Annotated in this window: 22 protein-coding genes; 21 read left to right on the top strand and 1 reads right to left on the bottom strand. The window is 63.2% G+C overall.

The genetic code is table 11. From position 1 onward, the window contains the following. Positions 1-126: 126 nt before the first annotated feature. The 20 genes from CH302_RS13260 (at position 127) to CH302_RS30615 (ending at position 19,962) form a co-directional block, all read left to right on the top strand. Complete coding sequence (locus CH302_RS13260; protein ID WP_015586142.1) at positions 127-408, top strand: hypothetical protein; 282 nt, start codon at positions 127-129, stop codon at positions 406-408. After that, a complete protein-coding gene (locus tag CH302_RS13265; protein ID WP_015586143.1) occupies positions 405-1,514 on the top strand; it encodes a conjugal transfer protein in 1,110 nt (369 codons plus the stop codon). Before CH302_RS13260 ends, CH302_RS13265 begins: the two co-directional genes overlap by 4 nt. 33 nt (positions 1,515-1,547) lie before the next feature. Then, positions 1,548-1,880, top strand: coding sequence for a hypothetical protein (locus tag CH302_RS13270; protein WP_015586144.1), 333 nt, complete (start codon positions 1,548-1,550; stop codon positions 1,878-1,880). Between the two features lie 61 nt (positions 1,881-1,941). Then, positions 1,942-2,673 carry a hypothetical protein gene (locus CH302_RS13275; protein WP_015586145.1) on the top strand — a complete coding sequence of 244 codons (732 nt, stop codon included), beginning with the start codon at positions 1,942-1,944 and terminating at the stop codon, positions 2,671-2,673. Continuing rightward, entirely contained in the window at positions 2,673-5,198 is a 2,526-nt protein-coding gene (locus tag CH302_RS13280) for an ATP-binding protein (RefSeq protein ID WP_015586146.1), read from the top strand. Before CH302_RS13275 ends, CH302_RS13280 begins: the two co-directional genes overlap by 1 nt. Before the next feature lie 50 nt (positions 5,199-5,248). Then, complete coding sequence (locus CH302_RS13285; RefSeq protein ID WP_141216644.1) at positions 5,249-7,366, top strand: hypothetical protein; 2,118 nt, start codon at positions 5,249-5,251, stop codon at positions 7,364-7,366. A 119-nt stretch (positions 7,367-7,485) separates the two neighbouring features. Next, positions 7,486-8,952, top strand: coding sequence for a peptidoglycan DD-metalloendopeptidase family protein (locus tag CH302_RS13290; protein ID WP_072692242.1), 1,467 nt, complete (start codon positions 7,486-7,488; stop codon positions 8,950-8,952). After that, a complete protein-coding gene (locus CH302_RS30610; protein ID WP_015586149.1) occupies positions 8,952-9,551 on the top strand; it encodes a hypothetical protein in 600 nt (199 codons plus the stop codon). Before CH302_RS13290 ends, CH302_RS30610 begins: the two co-directional genes overlap by 1 nt. A gap of 666 nt (positions 9,552-10,217) precedes the next feature. Further along, positions 10,218-10,646, top strand: coding sequence for a hypothetical protein (locus tag CH302_RS13300; RefSeq protein ID WP_015586151.1), 429 nt, complete (start codon positions 10,218-10,220; stop codon positions 10,644-10,646). Beyond that, positions 10,646-12,895 (top strand): FtsK/SpoIIIE domain-containing protein, encoded by a 2,250-nt coding sequence (locus tag CH302_RS13305; protein ID WP_052049378.1) that lies wholly within the window; start codon positions 10,646-10,648, stop codon positions 12,893-12,895. The genes CH302_RS13300 and CH302_RS13305 overlap by 1 nt, the downstream gene beginning before the upstream one ends. Positions 12,896-12,935: 40 nt before the next feature. Continuing rightward, complete coding sequence (locus tag CH302_RS13310) at positions 12,936-13,268, top strand: hypothetical protein (protein WP_015586153.1); 333 nt, start codon at positions 12,936-12,938, stop codon at positions 13,266-13,268. 727 nt (positions 13,269-13,995) lie between these two features. Further along, complete coding sequence (locus tag CH302_RS13320; protein ID WP_052049379.1) at positions 13,996-14,676, top strand: hypothetical protein; 681 nt, start codon at positions 13,996-13,998, stop codon at positions 14,674-14,676. Next, positions 14,666-15,445: a hypothetical protein gene (locus tag CH302_RS13325; protein ID WP_141216645.1), complete on the top strand. Its 780-nt coding sequence runs from the start codon at positions 14,666-14,668 to the stop codon at positions 15,443-15,445. Before CH302_RS13320 ends, CH302_RS13325 begins: the two co-directional genes overlap by 11 nt. Positions 15,446-15,521: 76 nt before the next feature. Then, positions 15,522-16,271 (top strand): hypothetical protein, encoded by a 750-nt coding sequence (locus CH302_RS13330; protein WP_015586157.1) that lies wholly within the window; start codon positions 15,522-15,524, stop codon positions 16,269-16,271. Positions 16,272-16,349: 78 nt separating this feature from the next. Beyond that, positions 16,350-16,781 carry a hypothetical protein gene (locus tag CH302_RS13335; protein WP_015586158.1) on the top strand — a complete coding sequence of 144 codons (432 nt, stop codon included), beginning with the start codon at positions 16,350-16,352 and terminating at the stop codon, positions 16,779-16,781. A gap of 36 nt (positions 16,782-16,817) precedes the next feature. Further along, positions 16,818-17,126 carry a hypothetical protein gene (locus CH302_RS13340; RefSeq protein WP_015586159.1) on the top strand — a complete coding sequence of 103 codons (309 nt, stop codon included), beginning with the start codon at positions 16,818-16,820 and terminating at the stop codon, positions 17,124-17,126. A 168-nt stretch (positions 17,127-17,294) separates the two neighbouring features. Beyond that, positions 17,295-18,185 carry a hypothetical protein gene (locus CH302_RS13345; RefSeq protein WP_015586160.1) on the top strand — a complete coding sequence of 297 codons (891 nt, stop codon included), beginning with the start codon at positions 17,295-17,297 and terminating at the stop codon, positions 18,183-18,185. 25 nt (positions 18,186-18,210) lie between these two features. Then, positions 18,211-18,378: a hypothetical protein gene (locus CH302_RS30045; RefSeq protein WP_155289036.1), complete on the top strand. Its 168-nt coding sequence runs from the start codon at positions 18,211-18,213 to the stop codon at positions 18,376-18,378. A 145-nt stretch (positions 18,379-18,523) separates the two neighbouring features. Continuing rightward, positions 18,524-19,090, top strand: a complete 567-nt coding sequence (gene def / locus CH302_RS13350) for a peptide deformylase (protein WP_015586162.1) — start codon at positions 18,524-18,526, stop codon at positions 19,088-19,090. Positions 19,091-19,701: 611 nt separating this feature from the next. Next, positions 19,702-19,962: a helix-turn-helix domain-containing protein gene (locus CH302_RS30615; protein ID WP_080730074.1), complete on the top strand. Its 261-nt coding sequence runs from the start codon at positions 19,702-19,704 to the stop codon at positions 19,960-19,962. A gap of 12 nt (positions 19,963-19,974) precedes the next feature. On the opposite strand, the gene CH302_RS13360 is transcribed toward CH302_RS30615, so the two are convergent. After that, positions 19,975-20,928: a UbiA family prenyltransferase gene (locus CH302_RS13360; protein WP_080730065.1), complete on the bottom strand. Its 954-nt coding sequence runs from the start codon at positions 20,926-20,928 to the stop codon at positions 19,975-19,977. 203 nt (positions 20,929-21,131) lie between these two features. On the opposite strand from CH302_RS13360, the gene CH302_RS13365 reads away from it, so the two are divergent. Then, positions 21,132-21,443: an MbtH family protein gene (locus tag CH302_RS13365; RefSeq protein ID WP_015586165.1), complete on the top strand. Its 312-nt coding sequence runs from the start codon at positions 21,132-21,134 to the stop codon at positions 21,441-21,443. The last annotated feature ends 4 nt before the right edge of the window (positions 21,444-21,447 follow it).

The raw sequence follows: 21,447 nt of genomic DNA on the forward strand, positions 1-21,447 counted from the left end.
TCGCAGCGGGGCGGTGAAAAAAAGTTCGAGAAATTTCCGGTCGCCTCTGTCACAGACCCGCCCGCGAAGGGATCTACCTGTTCTCAGAAGCCCGTACACGGCGGGCTACCGACAGGAGGACCCCGGATGGACGACCACGATCCGTCGGCCGCATTGCTCTCGGACACCGCTCGCGTGCACTCGGTGTCCGAAGAGATCCGCGGCCTCGCGGCGCAACTCGGCGACAATCCGCTCAGCGCAGAGATCGCCAGCCGCGTCCGCGAGGTCGTGCTCGGTGAGCCGGCCGAGCAGGCGCGGGCAGCGCTCGAACGGATGATGGCGACCCGGGGTCGAGGCGCTCTGCGATTGGTCGACGAGGGCTTCGTACCCGCCACGGTCGAGCCGTCTCGGCACGAGGAGATCTCATGAAGATCCATCTCCGTAAGAAGGGCTCGAACAAGCCGACAGAAGCTGCGCCGGCCACCGAGCTTCATCAGTGGGCCGGCAAGCAAGCGGTCGCGACCAAGGCGATGAAGTGGGGTCTGTTCGCGGCGATCGGCTCCGGAGTGGTGGCACTGGTTCTCGTCTTGGCCGGCGTCGGGTCCACGACGCCGATCCAGAGCAAGGCAAACCCTCAGACGGTCATCGACACAGCCCGCGAAGCAGCAGCGACCGACCTCGCGCAGGACTTCGTGTTGACGTGGTTGCAATCCAAGCGAGGAGACGAGAAAGCCCTCGCGCGCTTCGTCCGCACCGACGGCATGTCGCTTCCGGCTCAGGCGAGCTATACCGCGTCCGAACCTCGAATCGCGAGCGTGAAAGCAATCGACCCGCCGGCGCGAAATCAGGGTCCCACAGGATCGACATCGCAAGGAGGACCGCTACAGGCGGCCGGCCAGAACTACGCGATCGTTGTGTCGGTCTCGGTGGTTCCGATCGGGGCAGACCCGGCGACGAAGCCGGAACGTCGATACTTCTCGGTCCCTGTCGTGTTCGTGGGAGACGACGCGCGGGCTGCAGCAGTCCCTGCTGCTGTGGCGGCCCCGGCAACCGGCGGTGACCTCACACTCGGCTACCGATTCCGAGTCGGCCTCGATCACTCGCTCACCCAGTCGATCAGCCAGTTCCTCTCGGCAATGGTTGCCGGTGCCGGAGAAATTTCTCGCTACACCTCACCCGGCACACCGATCCGTGCCGTCACCCCCGCGCCGTACACCAGTGTCCAGATCACCGACCTCGTCTCGGACACCGACTTCTCGGCGGGTGCGTCCGGATCCCCGGCAGATGGTGCGACGGTACGGGTGCTCGCCACCGCGACCGTCACAGCCACGGACCGAGCGCAGACCTCGACCGTGCAATACCCGCTGACAGCGATCGCCCGGGGTGGCCGGTGGGAAGTATCCGCGCTCGACCCGATGCCGTTGCTCGCGAACTCGACCGGACTCAGCGCAGCAACCCCAACCATTGCGGTGCCGACCTCGACTGGTGCCAGCACTACCTCCTCCGTTCCCGCAGCGCCCGTTCAACCGAACTGACGCTCTGCTCCCCCTATCCGAAAGGTACGAACAATGACCATTACCTCGATCCTGGCCGATCCGTCGTCGACCGTCGTCGCCGAAGGAATCATCGAATGGGCCAACAACAAAGGTGCGGAGGTGCAGGGCCTCATCCGCACTCTCGTGGGCGTCGGCGTCGCCGGGTTCATCGCCGCGATTGCTTTCAAAAGTCACTTCGCCATTGCCAAAACACTGGTGGCGATCGTGGTCGGCGGGGCACTGATCTGGGTGATGTGGAACATCACCGCCGTCAAAGACAGTGTCGGCGACGAGCTTCCCGGCTCCGCCTCGCCACAAAGCAGCGAGGTCGTCGTGGTGCCCGATCCGATCGCGGCGTTCATCTGACACTGCTCGGCCAACTCACGAACACCTCGATTCAACGACCCCCGCAGGAGTGTGACCGACCATGACCGAACAGCAGGCCTCCTCGCGGAGCGTGGTCAAGATGTTCACCAAAGCGCGCAATTTTCCGCAGCTGATCGGCAAAGCGCCAGACGGCCGAAAGATCCCCGGTGGCCCCTACACCCTGACCCAGTTCGTCGGCGCGGGTATTGCAGGCGGACTGCTGTGGCTGACCCAGTCGCTGTGGGCGCAGGGCAGTGTCATCACCAACGGTGTCATCTTCCTCGGTGTCACCGGCGGCACCCTGTGGGCGTTGGGGAGGCTGCCGCAGGGAGCACGGAATCCGATCTCAGTAGTCCGGGGTGTCGGGCGCGCGGCTACCGGGGCGATGTCACCGTCGAGGATCAATGGCGAGCCGATCCGGATCAAACGCCCTCACGCGGTACTGGGGTCGGTGATCATCCTCGACACCCCGCCAAGCCACGACGCTGCTATCAGTGAACCAGCAGTCATCAGAGCATCCAGCGATCGAGTAGAGAACGCCGCGGCACCGGTGGAGCTCGACGACAACGCAGCGCCGGCCGCACCAGCATTCAGACCTCTGACCCAACCGCGGCCGGAGCGAAAGATCGCACCAGCGCCAGCCCGGCCGCGATCGGACGGCGAACGCCAGCGCTCGCAGAGTCCAGCCCTGGCCGAAGCGTTCGGCGTCGCCAACCTGGCACCGGCGAGCAGCGTTCAGCAGCTGCTTGCCATGGCTGCAGCGGCCCCCACCCCGACCCGAGAGAAGGCGTAATGCAACAACCGAACCGGCTCGTCACCTCGAACTTGCGCTGGACCCGCTCCGGAGTCGTCTGGGCGGACTACGTCCTGACCGGAATCCCGTACGGGTACCGGCCGATCGAAGACCGACAGACCGCGCGGGCGATGCACAAGATGTTGCTGCGCGCTCTTCCTGGCGAATCTCTCCTGCTCAGTGTCGCGGTCAGTCTGGACCCAATGACCATCGTCGAGCGCATGGAACGGGGTGTCGATCTCGATCTCCATCCCGCGTGGGCAGACGAATGCGACGCCACGATCGACCGCCTGGAGGAGATCCGACCCGGCCAGCGAATCTACTGGCTGTCCATCCCCCTGGCCAACCACGGCTTCGGTGACACCGTCAAGGCCGCAACGTCCGCCGCATGGTCCTCGGTGGCCGATCTGCTGGGGATGCCGCCCTCGTCGATTCCCGTCGAGGAGAGAGAACGCCGCGCAGCTCAGGCCGCGCAGATCGCCGCGGCCATCCCTGCCTTCTACGATGCGACCCCCGCAACCCCCTCCCAGATGGTGTGGCTGCACCAACATGCTCTGCAGCGCGGCCTCGGCCTCGATACCGACATGCCCACCGCTCTAGATCATCCGGCAGGCACTGCTCGAGGATCCTTCACTGCCGCGCGGCTCGACGAAGGGGCTCAAAGCGATCGCCCCGAATCGGGCTGGCGGGCCAAGGCGCCGACCTTGTCGCGTGTGCTCAAAGTCGACCAGCCGTGGGAGGTAACGCCACCGCCGGCCAGCTATCAGTGCTTCCTGGTGCTCGCCGCCACTCCTTCGGGCGGCACGCTGTTTCCAGGCTCGGAGTACCTGACCCTCGCGGACAACCTGGGCGGCGTCGATGTCGACTGGGCAATTCGGTTCAAGAACTCCGCTGCATCGGAGGTTCTGAAGAAGAACCGCCGCGCCTTGGTGCAGATGAACGATCAATACACCCAGCGAGAAGACGAATTGAGCACCGGCAGCGTCCTCGACGACGCTGCCGTCGCCCTCGCGGAATACAACGCGCTTCTGGAGGCGGACGCAATGGAGATGGAAGTGCAATCCACCACCGTCTTCTGTGTCGCCGCCGCGGACGAAGAGACGGCCATCGCATATCAGCGCGAGCTGGCGAAGGAGTTCGAGGGTTCGACCTACAGGTTGCAGTCACCGATCGGATTCCAGGAGGAGCTGTTCTGGGCAATGACACCCGGCGTGCCGACGCCGGCGATCTGCAACGAGTTCGCGCAGATCACCACATCCGAACATTTCGCCGCGTACGTACCGGTCACCCGCAACGATCTCGGCGACGGAGACGGCCCGCTGATCGCACTCAACATTTCCTCGGCCCGCACTGGCGTCGTGCACCACGACATCGCCAAGAAAGCGTCACGTGACGTTTCGGGTTCGGTGGGAGTGTGTGGCAACTTGGGATCAGGCAAGTCCGGCTACTTGAAAACAACCGGTAACCAGGTCGTCGACCGCGGCGGCCAAGTCATCGTGGTCGACCGGACCCCTCTGGGCGAATACGCACTGTGGGCCGAAGCGATCACCGACGCGGTGGTCGTCGATACCGCAGCACCGGACGTCACGATGGACCCTCTTCGGCTGTTCTCGCCCGCACGAGGAGGGGAAGTTGCGGTGTCTATTCTGTTGCCGCTGTTGCAACTTCAGCCCGACGACCGTTTGGGGGTACTGCTGTCTCAAGTGCTCGAGCCGGAATACCGCGCTCGCTTCGGCAATTTCACTACCCCAGGCCTGGTTTCGCACCTCGAGAAGGACTGCACCCTCGACGGAGCTGCCGAGCTTGCCGGAAAGTTGAAGGTCTACGCGACCAAATCCTATGCAGCAGCGCTGTTTCGGCCGGACCTAGAGCCGTTCAATCCACGCGCAGGAGCCATCGTCTTCCGCACTCACACACTGGAATTGCCCTCGGAGCGAGAAGTGGAGAACGAGCATCTGTTCAAGCAGATGTCGCTCCAGAAGCGGGTAGGGCGAATGATGTACACCCTCATCGCGCAGATCGCCCGCGGCATTTGCTTCGCGGACCCCAACACCCTCGCGGTCTTCCTGCTCGACGAATGCCATCACCTGACGCGCTCGAGCGAAGGTGTCGAGATCATCATCGACTTCATTCGAGACGGCCGCAAACACGACGCCGCGGTGATGCTCGGATCGCACGACCCCGAAGCAGACTTCGGCTCCGAGACGCTGCGAGGGCTCATCCCCACCCGGCTCGTGTTCCGGCAGACGGATCGACGACTAGCGCAAAAATCGTTGAAGTGGCTCGGCGTCGGGGAAGACGATCTCGGACTGCTCAAAGAGCTGATGGAGAACACATCGCCCGTCGAAGGCAAAGACGGATACGTCGCACCGCATCGCCGCGGAGAGGGCTACATGCGCGATCCCGCCGGCAACGTCGGCCGCATCAAGGTCTTACTTCCGGCATCGGAAGCGAGATACCAAGCGGCGAGTACGACTCCGAAAGAATCGACTACCGAGCGCGCTGCGGAGTTGGCGACATGGTGATGTCGAAACGAGTTGTGCGCCGGCCAGGTTCGATTGGCGGCGGCGTCAAGATGGTTCTCGAGCTCGTGCTGTGGTCGTGGATCCCGCGGTCGTGGTGCAGTGTTCTCGCTCGCTTCCTCGGCCCTGTCTTCAAGTGGGTAGTGGCATCTCGAATCCGCCGCGCGATCGTCACAGGTGTCGCTGTCTGGCACATGATCGGTCTGCTGGCGATCGCCCTGGCGTCACCGGCTCATGCCGACCCGGGTGAAACCCTGCCCACCAACAGCACATTCAGCTGGATGGAAGTCCGTGACTCTCACGGAATTCTGGTCTGGGACTACTTCATGTCCATCGACGAAGGCTCGGTCGGGCACCCGATGTACACCGTGTTCTCCACCTTCATCATGCTCGAGTACGAGGTGTACCGCGGGGTGACCGGCTTCGCGATTTGGTTCGTCACCTACGCCTTGCGGTTCGAGTGGCTCGAATTGTTGACTGCGCCGTTCCGTTCGATCGGCGATGCCATGCAAACGGTCACCGATCAGTTCCAGCTCACGGGCCTTCTTCTCACCGCTGCTGCAGGCATCGGAGCGTGGTGGGTCATTCGCGGACGGTGGACGACGGGAGTGTACGAACTCCTGATGGCAGCAGCGATCGCCGCTGCGGCAGTGGGGATCCTGTCCAATCCAGTCGAACGGGTCGCAGGACAAAACGGCCTGATCATGCAGGCGCGCGACGCCGGCGTGCAGCTTGCGGCAGGCCTGGCCAACAAGGGAGACACGACGTCGAGTTCCGACGAACTCATCGACCAGATCTCGGAACAGATGGCCGACACGTTCATCAGGCAACCCACCCAACTGCTGAACTTCGGCCGAGTCATCGACGGCTCGCCCGACGGAGAACGTTGCACTCAAGCCTGGGACGCCGGCCACGAAAAAGCAGACGGCAACACACGAGACACCCTCAAAGACAACATCAAAGGCTGCGGCGGCGAAGGCGCAAAACAGATGAAGGACTTCGCCGATCACCCCGGACCGGGACAGGTCGGGTCCGGGGTCGCGATGCTACTGGCCGGTGTCATCCTGCTCGGATTCGCCACAATTCTGGCGTTCACCCTCATCCTCGCGGTACTCACCGCCCTCGCATCGGCCGTCAAGGGAATTGTGGTGACCGTCGTTGGAATTCTGCCCGGATCCGGCCGCGGAGCATTGTGGAAAGCCCTCGCCGCGGTGCTGATGTCGATGGTCATCGTTATCTTCGCGGTGGTGTTCCTCGTCGGATACATGATCGTGATCGGACAGTTGTTCAGAGGAGACGGCGACTCTCCGCTGATGATGAAATTCATCCTGACCGACATCGTTCTGATCGCGGGCATCATTCTCTACCGCCGCGCAGTGAAAGGACTACGCAAAGCTTCCGACGCCCTCGCACGCAAGCTCGGAAGCAGACCAGGAGCCGCGCCCACCGCGATATCGACCAAGACACCGACCAGCCCCCTCGCCCAAGCTGCCTACGCCGGACAAGTGGCCCGCCAGGCCTATCAAGGTGGAAAGGGACTGGCCAAGACAGCCAGCCATGCAACGGCCCGAACCGCCAAGGCGAGTAAAGCTCTCGTCGACGGGACGGCAGCCGCCAGCAGCGCAGCCACACTTGGAACTGCTGCCGTGGTCTACTCGGCCGGGAAGATTGCAACCGCGGGCGTCAAGAAGGTCGTCGGTCGACGGAGCGACGCCAAAGCTACCCAGGCGGCCACCGACACCACCAATGCTTCCGAAACCCACCCCAGCCTTCGCAAACCGATCAACATCGACCTTCCCCCGACGCAGTCGGTCGTCGGCTCCGGTCACTCCCACACTCCGGTCTCCAGCCCCGTCGGAGACCGATCGGCGGTCCGCTCTCACGGCGACAAGACAACGAACGCACCCGGTATCAAGCGGCCGGTGGCCACCGCTCCCGCACTGTCGACTCCAGGAAACCGAGAAGTTCGGGCCAGCCGCGCCACGGTGACCGGCCCTGGAGGCGGACGATTCCGTGAGTACTCCACCGATGAGGGCTCGCCGCTTCTGCTTCCCGACCGGTCCACGCGGCCGTCGAGTGCTCCGCGTCGTGCCCGACCGACCGTCCAACCAGGTGCCACCACGAATCCGACGGAAATCCTCCATCGAGCTGCGTCAGGCGCACGGCGATGACCTTGGTGGCCCCGCCTGAGACAGCGGTGTCGCCGAACTCGAAAGCGCCACGTCGATGGTGGAAACTCGCCCTGGCGGTCGGTATCGCCGCTCTCGGTGTACTCGTCGTCATTCCATTGATGGTCGTCGTACTCGTCACATCGTCAGGTTCCAGCGGTTGTGCCCCCACGGTCTCGTCCGGTACCGGTGGTGATGATGCATCGCCGTTGACCCCGTCCGGTCCCATCGGCAAGCCGACCCGCGATGGCACGACCACGATGACGTCCCCCTTCGGGCAGCGGTGGGGCACGATGCACCAAGGCGTCGACTTCGCGGGCCCGATCGGCACCCCGATCTACGCAGCCCTCGACGGCACTGTGGTCAAAGCCGGACCCGCTCAAGGCTTCGGAATGTGGATCGTCCTCGACTCGATCGTCGACGGAAAACCGGTCTCCACCGTGTACGGGCACATGTATCCCAACGGCGTCCTCGTCAAGGAGGGACAACAGGTCAAGGTCGGCGACCACATCGCCGACATCGGCAACGCCGGCGGCTCCACCGGACCACATCTGCACTTCGAGTACTGGGAAGGCGGCCGTTTACAGGGCGGAACCGCTATCGACCCGATGAGCAAACTCGGTCAGGCGGGAAGCCCCCAATCGTCCGGCGCTGATTCACCGACCGGCGCCGGTACCGCTGTCGATTGTGGCTTCGGCACGGCCGGCGGAGATCTCCGAACCGGATCCGTGCCGCCGGAGTTCGAGCCGTGGATCCGCAAAGCAGGAGCCGTGTGCCCAGGCGTGGGTGCTCCCCTGATCGCATCCCAACTCTCCGCCGAGAACGGTTTCCGCTACGGCCCGTCCGCTCCGGTATCGAGCACCGGAGCGTTGGGGCCCGCACAATTCATGCCGGGAACCTGGGCAACGTGGGGCAAGGATTACGACGGAGACGGGCGAGCCGACCCGAACTCCATCGGAGATGCAGTGATCTCACAAGCCCACTTCATGTGCGCCATCAACGGAGATATCACCGCAGCCATCGCCGCGAGAAAAGTGAAGGGCGACCCAACTGCACTGACGATTGCCGCCTACAACGCGGGCCCCGCCGCGGTGCTCGCAGCCGGTGGAATGCCATCCGGCGGTGACTACACCACACAAACACAGCCCTATGTGGCGAAGATTCTGGCCGGCCAAGCGCAGTACACATCCGAAGGTTCCACAGGCCGGTTCGTGCCGACCGGAGCTGACGGAGACAATGTCGTCGAGGCTGCACGCCAGTACCTCGGAACCCCCTACGTCTGGGGCGGCGGAGATATCAACGGCCCCTCCCGAGGAGGATTCGACTGCTCAGGACTGACCAGTTTCGCCTACTTCGCGGGCAAGCACATCACCCTGCCCCGCACATCCGAGGCCCAATGGGGAGTGGGTTCGGAGATCCCGATCGATCAAGCGATGCCCGGTGATCTCGTCTTCGGATCGTTCGAGGCGAACGGCCCTGGGCACGTCGGTATCTACATCGGCGGCGGTCAGATGATCCACGCCCCCACCACCGGAGACGTCGTCAAACAAGCTCCACTCATGGCTGGAATGAAAGCCCGGAGGATCTGATGTCCCTTGCCGGCCGACGTCTTATAGCCGTCCTCCTCGTCGTTGTAGCCGTGGTGACCATCGCCTGGTCCTGCAGCTCACCCGCCACCGATGAGCCGGAATCGGCACCGGAGACAACGAGCGCGCCAACCGCGCCGTCGCTACCCGAAATCAACACACAGCCAACCGAGACAACCGCTGTACCCGCTCCGATCAGCAGCGCCGCCACAGACGCGGAGACCGCAATCCGTCAAGCACTGACGACCGCCTTCACCTGGTACCCCAGCACCGACACGAGCTCGACCGACGCGTTTCTACGCGCCCGCCGATGGTTCACCGACAACCTCGCTGCAAAACTCTCCACCCCTGCAACGACCGAGCGAGGCCCCGGTGCCCAGTGGGAACAGTGGAAGAAAGAAGACGCCGAAATCACCGCAACCGTCTCGATCGGCTGCTCCGGATGCCCGGCAGATACCGCCGAGCGCATCTATCGAGTCGCGGAGATAACGCAATCGGCCGTCACCTCGGATGCCACGGTCCCCGTCGACTCCACCACGACCGTGTGGGTATCGGCAGTGCCGACCGCAGCCGGGTGGAGTGTGGACACTCTCGATTTCTGACCCTCGCCGCACATGACCCGGAGAGGGTCGCCGGCCACTGAACCGATCGCCCTGTACAGGCAACATGGAACGCACTATTTCCCGTGATCGGTGCCGCCGTTCATAGCCCTGTCGCGCTACGTGACAACCGGCTTCCGTCGGCCCTTAGCTCGCGGATCCGCGAGGAGGAGCCCCACCCCAGGCCGGTCGGGGTGGCTTGCGTATACCGAATCTCGTGGCAGTCACGCCGACGCTGGGGTTGGCGGATGGACGTTGCCCGAGGGTGCGTAAGAGAGGAATCGAACCGCATCCGATGAGCAGTTGATGAGGCGCCGATGCTGCCGCGAATTGGTGGTTATATGCCCCGGATGTGGGAAGGTCGCTGCAAGCCTTACTCGCTTCGCATCGCCGTTTGCAGCGTACCCCCCATGTCAAGGGGTGTCGAGCGCACATAGCTGTTCCCGCGACGGTCAGTCGCAACACGGAACGCGACTTGCCCGTCCCCAATCGCACCCTCACCGATAGAGCACTGGTGACCGATCGGTGCGCCACTGATGGGGCCATGAACGCATGCGCTGCAGCGCGAGATGAAAGGTTGTCGGAAAAAGATTCACCGCGGCTGTCACAGAAGTCGACGCACCTGGATCTACCTGTTCTCGAGAAGGCACGACGAGACAGGGAGTCCCCATGAGCGCACCGACACGACTACACGTAGCGAGGGCACGTTCGAGGAGCAGTCGATCTACGGCCGGCCCCCTGAGTCCTGTCATCGATCGAGGAGCGCTGCCGAACTTCGCTCGGATCGAGACCCTCAGGCTCGACGATCCCACCAACCGGATCGTGACCCTCGCAACCACCGACGAGGTCTGGTCGCTCGTCGTCGAGTGGAATTCGAGCAACCTGCTCGTCGACACCGAAGACGAACGATTGATCAGACTTGTCGATGCGGCTCTCCGCGCTGCGCACTGCCAGCCTCACGCCGCGTGCCGTTTCACCCTCGACTACAACCCGACCCATCTCAACAACGAAGTCGGCCGACGCAGCGTGGCCTTGACCGCAACGATGCGCCCAACTTCCGGTGACGGGATCCTGATCACGATCACCCGGGATGCATGATGTGCGCGCTACCCAACCCGACTCAGGCACCCCTCGACGGATACCGGTCGCTACGTGATGCACCCTCGCTCGACCCCCAGAACAATCCGTGGATCCGCAACTGTGTGCTCTACGTTGCCGGTGGAGTCGTGTCGGCAGCACTGGGCCCGATCCTGAACCTCGACACAGCGATCGCATGGGGTGGAGCAGCACTCGGCGTCGGCGCGGGCGCGGCCGTCAGCTACAACGGCTATCGCGCCACGATCCGAGCCGAAGAGACCGATCGTGCGATCGAGCAGCTCTGCCGGCTGACCGCGTCACCGCCGACCCGTGATGTCCTGACGGCGACTCGGTGGAGCGGCCAGTGGCCCGGCCGTCCGGGCAGAATCACCGTCCGCTACCAGTCGGCCGCGCTCCTTCTCGACGAACAGTGGGAGCCCCGCGTCGTCGAATTGCTCTCCCAGCAGAGCTGGGGCCGGTACCGGATCCAGAAGCACAACACACGCAAACGCCGTCTCGTTCTCGTCCCGGACACACGGTCCGTCTCCGAGACGCATGTCTCGCCCGAACTCGTCAAAGCCACGCGCACGATTCTCGCGCTGCTAGGGCCGACCGGAAAGATCACCAGACACGAGACGGACCCGAGCACCGGGGATCTTGTAGCTGTCGAAGCCACCCATGAGGTCGGACATCGACTCGAGTCCGAGGGCTATCGGGCCCGAGTACAACGAGTAGTGAGCGTCAATCTGCCCGGTCGGTGGCGTGCTCGCTGGAACCTCGAAACGGACTGGGTGCGTTTCGAGGTGCGCCCGACCTTTCCGAAGAAGCTCTACAACCCGGCCGGCCTCGGCGACGCGGAATCCACGACCGATCTCGGCGACCTCGCGCACTCCGACTACGACTCGGTCGCGATTTCGTACGGCGAGGACGAGGACGGCAACCCCATGGTGTGGCGGCCGGCGATCGACCCACACTTCATGCTCGTCGGTGCATCCGGAACCGGAAAGACCGTCACCGCACACACCCTGCTGACACAGCTCACCGCGCACGGTTGGCCGGTATGGGTCGTCGACGGAAAAGGGGTCGAGTTCTTGGGCTTCCAGGACTGGCCGAATGTACAGATCGTCGCCAGCCACATGGAGCACCAGGTCGCGGTCATCTATCGGTTCTGGAATCTCATGGAAACCCGGTACTCGCTGATCGTCAACGGAGAAGCTACCGAGGCCGACTTTGAGCCCGTCGTTCTGTTCATCGACGAGTACGCCGACTTCCGAGGCAACCTGCTCAACTGGTACTCGAGCATCAAAGGTAAGGGTGATCCCACCAAGCCGAAGACCCTCCAGGAAGTGGCGTCGATCGGACGAAAAGGCCGCACAGCGAAGTGCCACATGGTGCTGGGAACGCAGCGACCCGATGCCGAGTACTTCGGCGGCGACATGCGAGACAACTTTCGCCAGCGCGTATCGATGGGCCGTCTGAGTCCGCAGGGCGCGTTGATGATGTGGGAATCGGCAACCACTGGAGTCGGTATCCCGCGCGGATGTCGTGGGCGGGCGACCAGTGTCAACGACCACAACCAAGCGGTCGAAATTCAGACCTACTTCACTCCCGACCCCCGCAAGACTGAGCCCGGGGCCGACGACGCAGCGGTGCTGGACCGCCTGCGTCCTCTCGAAGTGCGGCACGAGCGGTTGGTGATCCTCGACCCGGATCCCGGCGGCACCGTGGACGGCGACGAAGAGATCCGTTTCCATCACGTCTCCGGCGCGCCCTGGGCGCGCGCGTCGGACCATCCCAATCTCGATCCCGTCGCCAGGCGAAAGACGCGCGCGGACAGTGATTCAGCTCGTCGCGCATCGTCGCCGATGGCAATGCTCAATCTCGACACCCCCACCGTTCGCCAGCCCAAGCCCGACGCGCAGACGCCGAAAGAAAAAGCCGTGTCCGGCGTCCCGGGCTCTCCGATGCACAAGGACCGCCCGCACCTGCAGGTGGTCCCCGACGCCGGTACCGACGTCGACGACTGGGAGGGCTACGGCGAATCCGAAGACACTGCTCCGGTCGACCTCGTTGCCGGCGACCTAGTTCTCCTCGACGAGGACGCCGGGATCTGGGTCGTCGTCGACAACGAACCCGACATCTACGGAGACGAGTCGGGTGACGACATGGTCGGGCTGACCTGGCGTGGCGACGGCGACGACGAGGGGGTGCTCGACATTCCTCTCGACGCGACTGTTCAAGTTCGTCGCCCCCTTGCCCTCGCCACCTGAATCACTCTGCGACACACACGATCAGAAGAGGAACAACCACATGTCCCAACACGGCAACAACAGCAAAGCCCTCTCCGACGACGATCAGATGGCGCTGATCTGGATCGCCCCACTCGCAGCCACCATGGCTCTCGGATCCGCAGGCCTGTGGTGGTCGACGGCAATCGCCTGGCTGGTCGAGCACTCCATTCTGATCGCCAGCGAGGCATCCCCGATGGTGCAGATCCCAGCATCGGACGGTGCCGGGCTCGACGGTCGACGACTGATCATCGCTCTCGCCGTCGTCGTCGCCCTCGGTGCCGTCGCGATCAGCGCCGGCCGCTCGGCCTACTCAGCCCGACAGGCTCGACTGCACCGAGGAGACCGGGGATGAGAACGAAAGCCACCAGTGGTCGCCGCGCAGAACTACGCGCGATCGCGAGCAGAGAATCGTTCACGATGCCGCTCGGTCAGTGTGTCCGAGACAGCAACTGGGCCGCCCGCGAAACGGCGGTCGCAGAGCTGCTGCAGTCACGGATCCCACGTCTCGAACGGCGCCGGAAAGCAACCGTCGCTGCAGCGCATCTCCTCGAATCGTGCGAGACCTGCCCGCTCGCGGCCTTCGTCGCATGCCGCACAAGAGCCGAGGCAGATAGCTATACCGGCGTCGCGGCAGGCGGACTGTACGACCGAGGAACTCTCATCACCGAAGAAAAACGACCCGACGGTCTGGACGCGATGCACTCCCGCGAGGTAGTGTCCCCAACATCTGATGTGCGGTCTGACCAACCGCATCAACTGAAAAGGGATGCACCATGACTGACGTCGACGTGGTTTCGCGTACGCAAAACAATCTTTCCCCCGCACTGTGTGATGCAGTGCCCGATAGCAATACAATGAATCCTGACCGGAATACCGGTTCATGGAGTCGCTCGACGACGCCGAGGGGTGGTTCCTTCGGCCCGACGAGCGACGGCAGTGACGCTGCGCGTGCGCGACGTCGCTCCACTCCCGCGGCGGGATCTAACAGAACATCCCGCCGCGGGAGTGCCTCGTCGGTACCCTCCGGACCCGCCCGCCGCCACCTGCTGTCGTTGCGGCTCGGCGGTATGCCCGACCAAATGATCCTCGATCTCACGAAGCTCAGCCTCAGTGATGTGGAGACAGTCGCCAACCACAAATGCTTCGAGACCACCGCAAGCATCTCGAAAGCTATTCTCGACGTCACCTTCCACCCCACCCGGGGACGGGCGATGACCTTAGGTGTCGGAGCTCAGCGACGGATCCGGGCCCTCGTCGCGATGGGCTACTCGGTGCAAGCGCTGTCCGAACTGACCGGGCTGTCGGTGCCCAAGCTTTCGACGTTGCCATCGGATCAAGTTGTCCCCAGTGAACTCTGGTCCGTCATCAACGACGTCTACGACCAGATCTCCATGACACCCGGCCCCGACGAGCAGGTCCGGAATGCAGCCCGTGAGCAGGGATGGGCGACGCCTCTTGCTTGGGACGATGACGAAATCGACGACCCCCGAGCACGTCCACATTCGCCCCGAGGCATCCGCGGCGTGGACGAGGCGGCCGTCTACCGTCGCCTGTGCGGCGAATGGAGACTGCCGCTCACTCTTGCAGAGCAAGCCGAGATCGTAGGAATTTCGCTCCGTCGGCGGTGGTCAACCGAGCACCTGGCCGACGTACTCGGAATCGATCTCGACTCAGCGGTGAAAAAGAAGGTCCGCTACCGTGCCCGGATGGCCGTGCACGCCGCTCGCTCCGATGGTGAACGAGAAGCCGATGTTGCGTAGCGACTACGTCAGAAGTGTCGTGGTCGCTCTGGCGGCAGGCGTCCTATGGGCCTTGATCGCGGCGTCGTCGGCATCCTGGGCCAGCACTCAGGCATCAACTGCTGCGACTGTCGGCCGCGTCTCGATTGTCGCGATAGCAGTGATCGTCGGGGTAGCTCTGTCGGCCGCGCTGCGGACCACCGTCATCGCGGTGTGTGCACGGGTCGAGATCTCCGTCGACGAGGCGGCGCTGGGGACGAAAATTCCCGTCATCGTCTCCGGTGTCGTGTGGGGCGTCATCTCCGCTTTCGTCAGTACTCCGACGAGTGCGCCGCCGGCGGCAATGCTGTTCTTGGCTCTGGTAGTGCCCTGGATTGCGTGGATCGACCAACGCGTGCAACGGATTCCGACTGCTCTTGCGTATCTGGCCGCCAGCGGAACTGCAGCAATGATCTTGCTCACCGGTGTCGTTCACGGCACCTGGGGCGCGGTCGGTCGCGCCCTTCTGGCCGGCCTGGCCGCCGGCATATTGTTCTTCGCGCTTGCAGTGCTTCTGCGCGGCGGAATCGGTATCGGCGATGCGCGACTGGTGGTCTCACTCGCGATGGTCCTAGGCTACGTCGGCTGGACATCCCTCGGTGCGGCGCTGGTGTTCTCGATCCTGACGGCTTTCGTCGGAGTGATAGTCGTGCGGGTCCTTCGAGCGATCAGATCCGAGCCTGCACGGTCGCATATCGCGCTGGGCCCGTACCTCGCACTCGGCACCGCGCTCACTCTCGTCGCATCCTGATCCGCCTGCGCGCAGTTGCGTCCTGCTTTTTCTTCCCTCCCCGAACTCGACAGCTCCCGAAGAGGTGATTGCCATCATGGCGAAGACACATCAGACCGCATGGACAGCCATTGCCGCAGCCGTGATGGTCGCTGTGGCGGCCGCGGCTGCCGTGGTGATCACGACGGATCACCACGAGGCCGACACTGCGCCACCACCACCCCAGGTCTTCCACGACGTCATCACCGTTGCGAGCCTTCTCGACGCCCTGCCCGTCGTCGACGATATCGACAGCACGGCCAGGTGGCCCGACGGTCAGCGCTTGGCGGAACTTCTCGTGCGGCCGCCAGGCAGCGATCACGGATGCGACACCAGGAACATCGCATTGGCAGCGGAGCTCGAGGCCGTCACATTCGCTGCCGGAACGGACAATTGCGTTGTGGCACAGGGCGTGTTGAATGATCCATACACCGGTGTCACCGTCGAATTCGATGCAGCATCTGAGAAAGATGCTGCAGCAAGCGATTACGTCTACCCGCTGGACGCGGCGTGGGCGTTGGGTGCTGCTGCATGGGCACCCGAACAGCAGCAACGCTTTGTCAGCGACGTACAGACCAACATCATCGTCGCCAGCGCGCAGGCAGTTGAACATCGAGCCCAACGTGGGCTTTCTCAGTGGCATCCGAGCAACGACGACCTCGCATGTGCATTTGCGGCGAAATATCTTCGTGTGGCGCAGACATACGCCTTGCCCATCACCCGCGGTGATGCTGTCGCGGCCACGCAACTCTGCGGTCTCGGCAACACCGCGGTGACAACTGCGGGCGAGACCGAACCGGCGAACTGACCACACGATCGGCCACACAAATCTCCTCCCCAAGAGGAAATGAAAGTCCCTCGCACACAACATGAAAGAAGGAATCTCATGCCCAAGACCGCCGACCAGGCCGATGCAACCACCCGCGAGATCCTCGGCCCGCAGTTCACCGCAATGCGCAACCTTGTCGAAGCAGCCGAGAACAGCCGGCAGAAGGCCGAAGCAGTCGCCAAAGCGCAGGCCGAACATGTCGACTCGACCGCCGAATTCATCGTGGCCTACGACGCCGCCAAAGCTGCAGGCTTCACCACCGCCCAACTGAAGAAGGGCGGCTACGTCCGGCCATCACTGAAGGGAGTCGCAAAACCGGCCACCAGCAAGAAAGAACCCACGCAGACCCCGCCGGCAGAAACCGCCGCCACCGGCGGCGAACCCCACGGGCACGACAGTGGGCAGCAGAACCATGCCGCACCGGCGTCGGAGGAACACCGGAGTGATCACCACAACGAGCACGGCGAGCACGACGCCATGGCGAGCTGACATGACATCCCGTCGACAACCAGAGGGGGCTGTGCGATGAGCACCGACCGAACCGACGCGATCACCCATATCGAGCTGGCCTGCGACGTCTGCGCGCTGGAACCCCGGGACGGGGGAGCGGGACCGCGGGGCGCATGGTGGGCGGTGGCCATGAAAGATTGCTGCGCCGGCGGACAGCTCATGGCCCACCTCGCGTGCGACGAGCACTTCTTCGATCTGATTTCACAGAAGCTGCCCGGCGTATGCACGAGTTGTGGCCACCTGAGCCGGACCCTGTCCGACGTCGTCGATGTCGCATGGACGATAGGAACCGGAACCGACCTGCCCGGCCGGCCGGGACGATGACCCAAGCTGTCGCACTGCTCGGTGGAGGCGTCCGCCGAGCGTGCACTTGCTGCAGCGCTGTCGAATACTTCGGCGGCGCTGCAGGTCGAGTCGGTACCGCCGCCCCCCGCGGGGCCGCAGTACCGACTCTGTATCCGGGACCGCAAGACCCCCTCCGGGTGAGGTCCGATGTCCTCCGCGCGCCGTAGTCGTAACCGCGTCACCCCAGACGGGGGCGCGTTCGACCCCGATCGAGGATCCAGCGGAGAGCTGGAGAAGAAGCAAGGGGTGGTGCTCCCGCACGCATCCTTCGCCGACCGAGCCGCGAATCGCGAGCATGCCCGCGGCCTCGATACCGACATCGAAGGACTGCCCGGTCTGACACGCGCGCGCCGCGACCTCGAACGCGCCTTCCCCCGCAACACCGCCGCGCCGATCACGAACGAACGAAAAAGACGTTCGCTGCCGGCCGCGATCGAACTCCGTCGAAGCCTCAGCGCCCGCCAGCGCAATGCGCGATCAGCCACCAAAAGGACTGTCGAGCAGAGCGTTCCCCGAGCCCAGCACCGTGCGATGAGCACACTGATCGGAGATCCAGAAAATTGGAAACGCACCAACGACGCATTGTCCGATGTCAACGGTGATGCAGTTCGGCTCGACGACGACCAGCGCCGCCACATCCAGAGAGTCGACCGCGCAATCCAGCGATACGAGCGTGAGTCCGGACGTGGACACCTGGTCTACACCGTTGTGAGCTTGCCCCACGCCGTCATCCATCCATCCGAGCTACCCGAGACCCTCTCACCCGGCTCGGTCATAGCTTTCGACCGCTTCACCGGCGCCCGCCACTCGATCCACGAACTCGACGCACACAGCCATCCGACGGACGCCGTATTCGAGATCCAAACAACACGAGGGCTGTACCTCGGAGCATCGGACAAGGGCGACGACACGAGCCACCTCCTCCCACGGGGCACCCGCTACCGAGTCGTCAACTCGCACTTCGTCCCCTACGAGCGACCAGGTCAGAGGGTCAGGGAAAGGCTCGTCGTGCAACTCGAAGACATCGACACGGACTGACCATCAGCGAAAGGAACAAACAGACATGCCCACCGAAAAGGCCTCACCGCCACCACACCGACGAGAACGCCGCGCACCATGGCAATTTCATCCAGACATCATGCCGCGCGCCGACTTTCGCGCCGTCCAAGCCGAAGACCCCCAGACCGGACCCATCGACGGAGCCATCGACACCGGCGAAGAATCGGAATAGAGACGGTCACTTGTCATGGGCCCTGCGCGATCGGATGCTCTCGTCGAGCCACTCCGCACCATGATGACGGCCACAAAACGTGATACGCGCCCAAAACAAACCTCATCGGTTGCTTCTAACGTAGCCAGGGTGGAGCATACGAGTCATGCCTGTCTCTGAACTTCTGCGCCTCGGCAATGCTCGACCAATCGTCCGATGGGGCGACCCTGTCCTGCACACATCGGCTCGACCGGTGACCGACTTCGGTCCTGATCTGCAAAGTCTGCTTGCCGATATGTTCGCGACCAATACTGCTGCGGACGGTGCCGGCCTCGCCGCTCAGCAGGTAGGCATCGACCTTGCGGTGTTCATCTACGATTGCAGTGACGAGACCGGGACACGGCGAACTGGTGTCGTCTGCAATCCGGTAGTCGAACTCGCCGAAGGAAACGATCGACACCTCATCGATTTCGGTGAAGGATGCTTGTCCCTCCCCGGCGCATACACCGACCTCGCACGGCCAGAGTTCTCTATCTGTCGAGGACAGGACCAGTACGGTAACCAGATCGAACTCAACGCAGGCGGCACGCTCGGGCGTTGTTTCCAACACGAAACCGATCACATCAACGGTATCGTTTTCGGCGACCGCCTCTCGAAGCGCAAACGTAAACAGCTCTATCGTGACCACGAGACGGTCTCTGAGCAGTACAGCAACGATTGGCCAACACGATAGATTCTGCTCCGGAAGCAGTGACCGCTCTGCTCCGCCTACCCACCCGGTGACGTCAAGACCTTCACGAAGCCTGACATTCATCTACACGAAACAGTAGGTCGAACCCTCAACGCATCCATGGCTCGCTATTGCACGGCAACGGACCATATGGTCTTGTATCCTGGGCTAGGGAACAGGAGTTCGGGGAACATATGCCTTACGCAATGGCTGCGGCGTCGCTACGGGCCGCGATTCCAGAGGTAGTGACGGCGTACAGAACCACTTTGCTACGCGAGAATAGTCCCCTCGGGATCAATCCGGGGGTGTGGTCACAGTGCCGCCGCCAAGCACTGGCAATCCTCAACGAGTGCGTAGATGCATTAGGCCTTCCCACGTCTTCGACTACTCGGTCGGCGATTCCAGACGAGTACACCCGGTTGCTCGGCTCGCATCGAGCCCTACAGGCAATACCGGCTTCGGAGTCCGTGCGAGCTGTGGAGATTCTGTGGTCATCCCTTGAGCCTGCAATAGAGCTGGCCGCCAAAGAGGCACCCTTGACACACCGACCTGGGGTCTGGAGACGCATCAACGCCGCTTTTCGCCTTGCTGCCGGTGGCCGCCTTCACACGGGCATGCTCAGCTACGAGGAGACCCGAGGCCATTTGAGGGACAGGCAACTTCGAGTGCTTGAGGCCGCGTCAGACGCATCTTTGACCAACCGGGAGCTTGAAGTGTTGGAGGCTGTGGCGTTCGCGATGACCAACCGGCAGATCGCTCGCACTCTGAATATTTCAGAGCTCACAGTCAAGCGGCATCTGTCCAACGCCTATCTGAAACTTGGGGCGTCGTCCCGTATGGACGCGTTGCACAGGCTATTCGGCAGCCGCATCTAGCGGCCCGCAATTTCATACCGCGCGCACCAGGAGGGTGCCGAGCATCGCGAGGTTTGCTGCGTACTGGGTGGCCATGAAAGCGCGGTACCCGCAGCGCCGTGCCTTCAGGTCATAGTCGTTCGCCCGCGCGCATAGCGCCATCACCCAGAGAGCTCCAGCAGTCAACGGCAATGTTCCGAACAGTGCGAGCGGTGCCCATAGCAGTGAGGCGATCGGTGCGCATACTCCAACGACAGTCGTTCCGAATATGGCCAGCCGCCGTGCAGAGCTGAGTCCACGTTGCGCTGCCAGAGTGCGCCTCCCACCAATGGCGTCCCCGTGGGCATCGGATAGGTCCTTCACGACCGCTCCCACCAACGCCATCCATGTTGCCATCGATGCGCAGAAGACTTGTTCCGTACGCCCAAATCCTCCGCCGCCGGCGGCCGCTCCGGCAGCATAACTTGCCCAGCCGAGGCCGAATATCACTACAGAAGAAGACAAACTCCAACGCTTGGCAGCCAGTGGCGGTGCCGAGTACACCCACCCAAGCGTCAGGAAGGCGAAGGTCCAGCACCACATCTCGCGCCCCGCAACTGCAGCCATCAGCAGGGCTGTGATCGCCGTAGCCACGCTGACCCACCGGGCTGTACGGACTGCCAGTTCCCCCCGCGCAATCGGTCGCTGCGACGCGTTTGCCACATCCTCAAGGACGTCAGTCACACCATTGAACAAGTACGTCGATATCACGACGGCCCACCAGGTCAACGCGCCGGCCGCTAATTGTCCGACACCGACAGGCCCTGCAGTCGCTGATACGCCGGCAATTCCAACCGCGAATCGAAGCAGATAGACACCTTGGACCTGCGGTCTGGCCTCCACGAAGCACAACCATGCATTTCTTGCGGGACTCGACGCGCCCCCAGGACGACCTACCTGTGTGCCGTGCTTGACCGACTCACACCGATACGACCACCCATCTGACACAGCCGGAGCCTAGCTGTCGCAGTGCACGAAGGTTTCTGCCCGGACTTGTCTTCGCTAAAACTACATCCAAAGTTGTAGTTTTCTGAGGTATTACCTACTCCCTTCGTGCCACAAAGGGGACCAACGTATTCGCTGCTAGGCAGACTCGACTGGTACCGAAATGCACAGCAGGCGTACTGCAACTCTCCGAGTAAGCGAGGACCATGAGCAATCCGTTCGACGATGAAGACGGCAGCTATTTCGTTCTCACCAACGAGGAGGGGCAGCACTCTCTCTGGCCGGTCTTTATCGACGTCCCGGCCGGTTGGTCAAGAGTGTTCGGCGAGGCCAAGCGGACTGCTTGTCTGGAGTACGTCGACACCCACTGGACCGATTTGCGCCCCAAGTCACTCGCCATTGCTCAGGCCGAAAACCGCAGCCAGACAACTAATGTCGGACCAACTATGCGGCCGGGAACGACCAATTCGGTTGAGGGCATCCCAGCCGATGCCTACCACAACGAAATTAGGTCGTAGCTCG

Origin of the sequence: Rhodococcus sp. 15-2388-1-1a (assembly GCF_002259145.1) — a bacterium.
GTDB lineage: Bacteria > Actinomycetota > Actinomycetes > Mycobacteriales > Mycobacteriaceae > Rhodococcoides.

Excerpts from the sequence above, each read along its gene's own strand:
- CH302_RS13260 (WP_015586142.1), top strand. The coding sequence starts at position 127 with ATGGACGACCACGATCCGTCGGCCGCATTGCTCTCGGACACCGCTCGC.
- CH302_RS13265 (WP_015586143.1), top strand. The coding sequence starts at position 405 with ATGAAGATCCATCTCCGTAAGAAGGGCTCGAACAAGCCGACAGAAGCT.
- CH302_RS13270 (WP_015586144.1), top strand. The coding sequence starts at position 1,548 with ATGACCATTACCTCGATCCTGGCCGATCCGTCGTCGACCGTCGTCGCC.
- CH302_RS13275 (WP_015586145.1), top strand. The coding sequence starts at position 1,942 with ATGACCGAACAGCAGGCCTCCTCGCGGAGCGTGGTCAAGATGTTCACC.
- CH302_RS13280 (WP_015586146.1), top strand. The coding sequence starts at position 2,673 with ATGCAACAACCGAACCGGCTCGTCACCTCGAACTTGCGCTGGACCCGC.
- CH302_RS13285 (WP_141216644.1), top strand. The coding sequence starts at position 5,249 with ATGGTTCTCGAGCTCGTGCTGTGGTCGTGGATCCCGCGGTCGTGGTGC.
- CH302_RS13290 (WP_072692242.1), top strand. The coding sequence starts at position 7,486 with ATGGTCGTCGTACTCGTCACATCGTCAGGTTCCAGCGGTTGTGCCCCC.
- CH302_RS30610 (WP_015586149.1), top strand. The coding sequence starts at position 8,952 with ATGTCCCTTGCCGGCCGACGTCTTATAGCCGTCCTCCTCGTCGTTGTA.
- CH302_RS13300 (WP_015586151.1), top strand. The coding sequence starts at position 10,218 with ATGAGCGCACCGACACGACTACACGTAGCGAGGGCACGTTCGAGGAGC.
- CH302_RS13305 (WP_052049378.1), top strand. The coding sequence starts at position 10,646 with ATGTGCGCGCTACCCAACCCGACTCAGGCACCCCTCGACGGATACCGG.
- CH302_RS13310 (WP_015586153.1), top strand. The coding sequence starts at position 12,936 with ATGTCCCAACACGGCAACAACAGCAAAGCCCTCTCCGACGACGATCAG.
- CH302_RS13320 (WP_052049379.1), top strand. The coding sequence starts at position 13,996 with ATGATCCTCGATCTCACGAAGCTCAGCCTCAGTGATGTGGAGACAGTC.
- CH302_RS13325 (WP_141216645.1), top strand. The coding sequence starts at position 14,666 with ATGTTGCGTAGCGACTACGTCAGAAGTGTCGTGGTCGCTCTGGCGGCA.
- CH302_RS13330 (WP_015586157.1), top strand. The coding sequence starts at position 15,522 with ATGGCGAAGACACATCAGACCGCATGGACAGCCATTGCCGCAGCCGTG.
- CH302_RS13335 (WP_015586158.1), top strand. The coding sequence starts at position 16,350 with ATGCCCAAGACCGCCGACCAGGCCGATGCAACCACCCGCGAGATCCTC.
- CH302_RS13340 (WP_015586159.1), top strand. The coding sequence starts at position 16,818 with ATGAGCACCGACCGAACCGACGCGATCACCCATATCGAGCTGGCCTGC.
- CH302_RS13345 (WP_015586160.1), top strand. The coding sequence starts at position 17,295 with ATGTCCTCCGCGCGCCGTAGTCGTAACCGCGTCACCCCAGACGGGGGC.
- CH302_RS30045 (WP_155289036.1), top strand. The coding sequence starts at position 18,211 with ATGCCCACCGAAAAGGCCTCACCGCCACCACACCGACGAGAACGCCGC.
- def (WP_015586162.1), top strand. The coding sequence starts at position 18,524 with ATGCCTGTCTCTGAACTTCTGCGCCTCGGCAATGCTCGACCAATCGTC.
- CH302_RS30615 (WP_080730074.1), top strand. The coding sequence starts at position 19,702 with ATGCTCAGCTACGAGGAGACCCGAGGCCATTTGAGGGACAGGCAACTT.
- CH302_RS13365 (WP_015586165.1), top strand. The coding sequence starts at position 21,132 with ATGAGCAATCCGTTCGACGATGAAGACGGCAGCTATTTCGTTCTCACC.